Below are 6,827 nucleotides of genomic sequence, written 5' to 3'. Positions count from 1 at the left end.
ATCTCGCGACCGGACTTCACCAGCTGGCCCAGCGAACGCTTCGAGATGTTCTGGAACAGTTCGGTGGAGCTGAGCCACTTCTTCAACTCGGTTGCGTTCACGCAGTCCTCCTCGACCCGGGCGACACCGAAACGATATAGGCCAGAGCGCGTGCGCGTCCCGTGTCAGTACTGTTTCCCGCTGTGGGCAAGGGCGACGGGCAGCAGCTATTGGCGACGGAACGGCTCGTGCTGCGACGCTGGCAGCCGGCCGATCGGGCGCCGTTCGCCGCGATGAACGGCGACCCGGCGGTCATGCGCTACTTCCGCGGGCCGCTGGACCGCACGCAGAGCGACGCCTTCGTGGATCGGATCGAGCAGGCGTTCGACACGCACGGCTTCGGGCTGTGGGTGGTCGAACTGCGTTCCTCGCCGGGTCTGCTCGGTTTCGCCGGGCTGGCCTGGCAGACCTTCGAGGCTCCGTTCACACCCGCACTCGAGGTTGGCTGGCGCTTCGCCCGGTCGGCGTGGGGCCACGGGTACGCGACCGAGGCCGGCCGCGCCGCCCTGGACTACGGGTTCGAGCACGCCGACGTGGACGAGATCGTGTCGATGACGACGCGTGACAACGAGCGCTCGCAGGCGGTGATGCGGCGGCTGGGCCTCGCCCGCGATCCGAAGGACGACTTCGAACACCCGGGCCTGCCGCCCGGGCATCCCCTGCGGCCGCACGTCCTGTACCGCATCACCCGAGCGGTGTGGGCGGCTCGTACCGATCCGTAGTACAACCGTCGGACAACCTCGGAGTGCCCACATGCGCCGGCGAGCGGCGCACGACCTCCGAGCCGAACGAACTCAGCCCGTGCGGGCGATGACGATCTGGGTCAGCGTCGCGAACGCGGCGCGAGCGGGCACGTCGGGCAGGGTCTGAAGCGTCTCGCGGGCCATGGCGGCGTAGTCGCGCAGCGTGGCTCGCGCCTCGTCCATCGCCGCCGATGATCGCAGCAGCCGCAGCGCCTCGGCGTGCTCGGCATCGTCGGGCAGCGCGCGACCGACGAGGTTGCGGAGACGGCGGTCGGCCTCGTCCGTGCCGCGCAGCGCGTACAGCGCCGGCAGGGTGGCGATGCCCTCGCGTAAATCGGTGCCCGGCGTCTTGCCCGACTCGGCCGATTCCGAGGCGATGTCGAGGATGTCGTCGCTGAGCTGGAACGCGACGCCGATCTGTTCCCCGAACGTGCGCAGGCTCTCGACGATATCCGGTGCGGCGCCGGCGTAGTGCGCGCCGAACTCGGCCGCGGTAGCGATCAGTGAACCGGTCTTGTCGCCCAGCACCGCCAGATAGTGGTCGATCGGGTCGATCCCGGGCCGCGGCCCCACCGTCTCGCGGATCTGACCGGTGACCAGACGTTCGAACGTCCGCGCCTGCAATCGCACGGCGTACGGCCCGAGGTCGGCCAGGATGTTCGACGCGCGGGAGAACAGGAAGTCACCGGTCAGAATCGCGACCGTGTTGTCCCACCGGGCGTTGGCCGACTCGGCGCCGCGCCGCACGGGCGCCTCGTCCATGACGTCGTCGTGGTAGAGCGTCGCCAGATGGGTCAGCTCGCAGACGACCGCCGACGGCACGATCTCGGGCCGGGACGGGTCGGCGAACTGGGCGGCCAGCATCGTCACCATCGGACGGAACCGCTTGCCGCCCGCGTCCACGAGATGGCGCGCCGCTCCGGCGACGAACTCGTCTTCGGAATCCACGGCGGCGCGCAGCTGCGCCTCGATCGCGTTCAGACCGGCGCGCACCGATCGCTCGAGGACCGGGTCCTCGAACTCGACCCCGAGCGCGATCGGACTCATGTGGTGAAGTGTGCAGCTTTGGCGGCGAGATCGAGAATCGGCTGCGGGAAGACGCCCAGGACGATGGTGACGACGACGCCGAAGGTGAGCGCGATCGTGGTCGACCAGCCCGGGATGGCGATGGTCGGCGAGTTCTCCGGCGGCTCGGCGAAGTACATCAACACGATGATGCGCAGGTAGAAGAACGCCGCGATCGCCGAACAGATCAGCGCGATGACGACCAGCGGGCCGGCCGTATGGATCGCCGCGCGGAACACGAAGAACTTGCCGGTGAAGCCGGACGTCAGCGGGATGCCGGCCATGGACAGCAGCAGGATCGTCATCACCGCGGCCACCACCGGGCTCTTGCGGGCCAGCCCCGACCACTGCGACAGGTGCGTCGCCTCGCCGTCGGCGTCGCGCACGATCATCAGCAGTCCGAAGGCCGCCAGTGTCGTGAAGCCGTAGGTCAGCAGGTAGAACAGCACGCTCGAGATGCTGTCCTTGCTGTTGATGTCGACCAGGCCGACCAGGATGAAGCCGGCGTGGGCGATCGAGGAGTAGGCCAGGATGCGCTTGATGTCGGTCTGGGTCAGCCCGAACACCGCGCCGACGACCATCGACGCGATGGCCACCGCCCAGACGATCGGTCGCCAGTCGTTGGCCGTCGCGCTGAACGCGACGTAGAGCACCCGCAGGATGGCGCCGAACGCGGCAACCTTGGTGCACGCGGCCATGAAGGCGGTTACCGGCGTCGGCGCGCCCTGGTACACGTCCGGGGTCCAGCTGTGGAACGGCGCGATGCCGGCCTTGAACAGCAGGCCGACCAGCAGCAGACCCAGACCCGCGTAGAGCAGCACGTCCGACTTGGTCGACGTGTTCGTGGCGGTGCGGATGTTCTCGAGGTCGACCGAGCCCGCGTAGCCGTAGAGCAGCGCGAGGCCGTACAGGAAGAACGCCGACGCGAAGGCGCCGAGCAGGAAGTACTTGACCGCCGCCTCCTGCGACAGCAGGCGGCGCCGCCGGGACATGCCGGCCATCAGGTACAGCGGCAGGGACAGCACCTCCAGCGCGACGAACATCAACAGGAGGTTGTTCGAGATCGGGAAGATCAGCATGCCGCTGACGGCGAACAGCAGGAGCGGGAAGATCTCGGTCTGCACCCGCTCGCTGGTGACGAGTCGCTGGTCGTCGGGCGAGCCCACCACGACCGCCGACGAGGCAACGATCGCGCTGCCCACATCGACGCTGCGCTCGGCCAGCAGGAGCGCGGCCATGATCGCGAGGACCAGGATCGTGCCCTGGATGAACAGCCCGGCCTTGTCGACCGCAAGTGATCCGCGGAAGAACGCGTCCGAGCCGCGTGGCGACGGAGTCGTCAGCGTCTTGTTGTGCAGGAGGCCGGTCGTGACCGCCGCCGAGACGAGCCCGAGCAGCGTGATGCCGACCTGCACGTTGAACCGCTCGGCCCGCGGGACGACCGCCTCGGCCAACACGCCGAGCAGCGCCGCACCGAGGACGATGAAGATCGGCAGCAGGGCGGTGTAGACGACCGACGGCGCCGAGATCGTCGGGATCTTGCCCGCCGCGTCGACGGCGAGGTGCAGGCTATTCACTTCTGTCCTCCGACCGCGGTGCCGTACTTCGGCGCCGGATCCTTGTCATGGCCGACGTCGTGCAGCGTCGCCTTCACGGCCGGGTTGATCACGTCGAGCACCGGCTTGGGGTACACGCCGAGGAACACGATGACGGCCAGCAACGGGGCGACGGCGAGAATTTCGCGCGCGTTCAGGTCGCGGAACTTGGTGACCCTCTCATTCACCCGGCCCTGGAACGTCCGCTGGTACAGGTAGAGCACGTAGATCGCGGCCAGGATGATGCCGGTCGTGGCCAGGACGGCCAGCCCCTTGTGCCGGGTGAACGTGCCCACCAGCACCAGGAACTCGCTGATGAAAGTGCTCAGGCCGGGCAGCGCGAGTGCCGACAGCCCGGTGACCAGGAACAGCCCGGCCAGGATCGGCGCCACCTTGGCGACGCCGCCGTAGTCGTCGACGTTGCGGCTCTTGCCGCGCGCGATCAGCAGGCCGACCACGATGAACAACGCGCCGGTGGAGAAGCCGTGGTTGACCATGTACAGCACGGCACCGGTGCCGCTCTGCGTGGTGAACGCGAAGATGCCGAGGCCGATGAACCCGAAGTGGGCGACCGACGTGTAGGCCACGAGTCGCTTCATGTCGCGCTGACCGATGGCCAGGAACGCGGCGTACAGGATGCCGATCACCGACAGGATCAGGATCGCGGGGGCGAACCAGCGCGACGCCGCCGGGAACAGCGGCAGGCAGTAGCGCAGGAAGCCGAACGTGCCCACCTTGTCGAGGACGCCGACGAGCAGCGCCGCGCCGCCGGCCGGCGCCTCGGCCCCGGCGTCGGGCAACCAGGTGTGGAACGGCACGAGCGGCGCCTTGATGGCGAAGGCGATGAAGAACCCGAGGAACAGCCACTTCTGGGTGTTGTTGTCCGGCAGCGGGTGCGCGATCAGCGTGGTGATCGAGAACGACTTCACGTCACTCGTCACGTACAGGCCGATGACCGACGCGAGCATCAGCAGGCCGCCGACGAGCGAGTACAGGAAGAACTTCATCGCCGCGTACTGCCGCCGGGGGCCGCCGAAGCTGCCGATGATGAAGTACATCGGCACGAGCATCGCTTCGAAGAACACGTAGAACAGGAAGACGTCCATCGCGGTGAAGACGCAGACCATGAAGAACTCGAGCAGCAGGAGCAACGCGAAGTAGTTCTTGACGCTGCGGCGCTTGACGGCGGGGTTGAGCTCCTCGGCACCGGCCTTGCTGTCCAGCGCGTTCCACGACGCGAGGATCACGGCGGGGACGAGCAGCACCGACATGGCGACGAGCACGAGCGCGATGCCGTCGACGCCGAAGGACAGATGGACGCCGAACGCCTTGATCCAGTGCCAGCTGCCGACGTACTGGAACCGCTTGCCGCCCCCGTCGAAGGTGAACAGCAGCACGATGGCGTAGACGGCGACGATCAGCGAGACGGCGAGGCTGAGCTGCTTGGCGAGCTTGGCCTGGGCCTCCTTGAGGCTGAACACGGCGAGCGACCCGACGAGCGGGATCAGCACCAGGACCAGCAGAACCGGACTGTGTTGGGTCACTGGAAACGCACCGCCAGCAGCACCGCGACGACGGCGATGGTGCCGCCGAGCATCGACAGTGCGTAGCTGCGGACGAAGCCCGTCTGCGTCTTGCGCAAGCGCGCCGACCCTCCTCCGAATCCGGCGGCCATCCCGTTCACCGCGCCGTCGACGCCGCGCATGTCGAAGTACACCAGCGCCCTCGTCAGCCACTGCCCCGGGCGCATCAACACCGCTTCGTTGAACGCGTCGGCGTAGAGGTTGCGTCGCGAGAAGGTGGTTACCGGCGAGACGCCAACCGGCTGCGTCACCGGCACCGGACGGCGGCCGAAGGCGACCCAGCCGCCCAGCGCGCCGAGCCCGACGACGAGCAGGGTGAGGATCGTCAGCACTCCTGGGGAGACCGTGTGGGCGCCGACCTCGACGCTCTTGCCCACCGACGGCTCGAGCCAGTGCTGGGTCCCACCGCCGGCAATGAGCAACCAGCCGCCGACGAGGGCCAGTACGCCGAGCACGATCATCGGAGCCGTCATCGACGTGGGCGCCTCGTGCGGGTGGACGTCGTCCTCCCACCGCTTCTTGCCGAAGAACGTCATGACCAGCGCGCGCGTCATGTAGAACGCGGTGATGCCGGCGCCGAGCAGTGCGCAGAGGCCGAGGATCCAGCCTGAGGTGCCGCCCTTGTCGAACGCGGCCTCGATGATCTTGTCCTTGGTCCAGAAGCCGGTCGCGCCCGGGAAGCCGATGATCGCCAGGTAGCCGCAGGCGAAGACACCGAACGTGATCGGCATGACCCGCCAGAGGCCGCCGAAGCGCCGCATGTCGATGCGGTCGTTCATCGCGTGCATCACCGACCCGGCCGACAGGAACAGCGCGGCCTTGAAGAAGCCGTGTCCGAGCAGGTGCATGATGCCGATCGCGTACACGCCCTTGCCGAGGCCGACGGCCAGGAACATGTACCCGATCTGGCTGACGGTCGAGTTGGCCAGCACCCGCTTGAGGTCGTCCTGCCCGCAGCCGGCGATGCACCCGTACAGCAGGGTGATCGCGCCGATGATCGTCACAACCGTCCGGGCCGCGTCCGACGCGTTGAAGATCACGGCCGAGCGGGCGATCAGGTAAACCCCGGCCGTCACCATGGTTGCCGCGTGGATCAGCGCGGACACGGGGGTCGGGCCCTCCATGGCGTCGGGCAGCCAGGTCTGCAGAGGGAACTGCCCGGACTTGCCGCACGCGCCGAGCAGCAGCATCAGCCCGATCGCGGTGGCCACACCGTTGGTGAAGTGGGCGTTGCCGAACAGGATGCCGGCGAAGGAGGTGCTGCCGAAGTAGGCGAACATGAGCATGATCGCGATGGACAGGCCGACGTCACCGACGCGGTTGGCGAAGAACGCCTTGTTGCCGGCGGTCGCGGCCGACTCGCGGGTGAAGTAGTAGGAGATCAGCAGGTAGGACGCCAGGCCGACGCCCTCCCAGCCGACGTAGAGCAGCAGGTAGCTGTCGGCCAGCACCAGCAGCAGCATCGCGGCGATGAAGAGGTTGAAGTAGCCGAAGAAGCGGCGGCGCCCGTCGTCGTGGGCCATGTAGCCGACGGCGTAGATGTGGATCAGCGAGCCGACGCCGGTGATGAGCAGGACGAACACGAGCGACAGCGGGTCGAGCAGCATGCCCGCGTCCACGTGGAAACCGGCGACCGGCACCCAGCTGAACAGGTGCTTGTCGACCTCGCGGTGGTGCTGCCCCTTGACCGAGAAGAAGAGCATGACCGCGTAGACGAACAGGACGACCGGGACGCCGGCGCCGAGCAGGTGGCCCCACCGGTCGGTCCGCCGGCCGCCGATGAGCAGCACGGCGGCCGACAG

Annotated in this window: 5 protein-coding genes; 1 reads left to right on the top strand and 4 read right to left on the bottom strand. The window is 68.1% G+C overall.

The genetic code is table 11. From position 1 onward, the window contains the following. Positions 1-182 precede the first annotated feature (182 nt). Positions 183-761 (top strand): GNAT family N-acetyltransferase, encoded by a 579-nt coding sequence (locus ABR571_RS10445; RefSeq protein ID WP_409453135.1) that lies wholly within the window; start codon positions 183-185, stop codon positions 759-761. 72 nt (positions 762-833) lie between these two features. On the opposite strand, the gene ABR571_RS10440 is transcribed toward ABR571_RS10445, so the two are convergent. From ABR571_RS10440 to nuoL, 4 genes are read right to left on the bottom strand one after another with little or no spacing between them, the layout of a single operon-like run. After that, the gene (locus tag ABR571_RS10440) at positions 834-1,829 is read right to left on the bottom strand and encodes a polyprenyl synthetase family protein (RefSeq protein WP_409453134.1); all 996 of its coding nucleotides are present in this window, start codon (positions 1,827-1,829) and stop codon (positions 834-836) included. After that, positions 1,826-3,424 carry an NADH-quinone oxidoreductase subunit NuoN gene (gene nuoN / locus ABR571_RS10435; RefSeq protein WP_409453133.1) on the bottom strand — a complete coding sequence of 533 codons (1,599 nt, stop codon included), beginning with the start codon at positions 3,422-3,424 and terminating at the stop codon, positions 1,826-1,828. The genes ABR571_RS10440 and nuoN overlap by 4 nt, the downstream gene beginning before the upstream one ends. Further along, positions 3,421-4,986, bottom strand: a complete 1,566-nt coding sequence (locus ABR571_RS10430; protein ID WP_409453132.1) for an NADH-quinone oxidoreductase subunit M — start codon at positions 4,984-4,986, stop codon at positions 3,421-3,423. Before ABR571_RS10430 ends, nuoN begins: the two co-directional genes overlap by 4 nt. After that, entirely contained in the window at positions 4,983-6,827 is a 1,845-nt protein-coding gene (nuoL, locus tag ABR571_RS10425) for an NADH-quinone oxidoreductase subunit L (RefSeq protein WP_409453131.1), read from the bottom strand. The genes ABR571_RS10430 and nuoL overlap by 4 nt, the downstream gene beginning before the upstream one ends.

This window comes from Jatrophihabitans sp. (assembly GCF_046262535.1).
Taxonomy (GTDB): domain Bacteria; phylum Actinomycetota; class Actinomycetes; order Mycobacteriales; family Jatrophihabitantaceae; genus Jatrophihabitans.
Note: the sequence above shows the minus strand (reverse complement) of the source record. Positions and strands in the feature narration are given on the sequence as shown.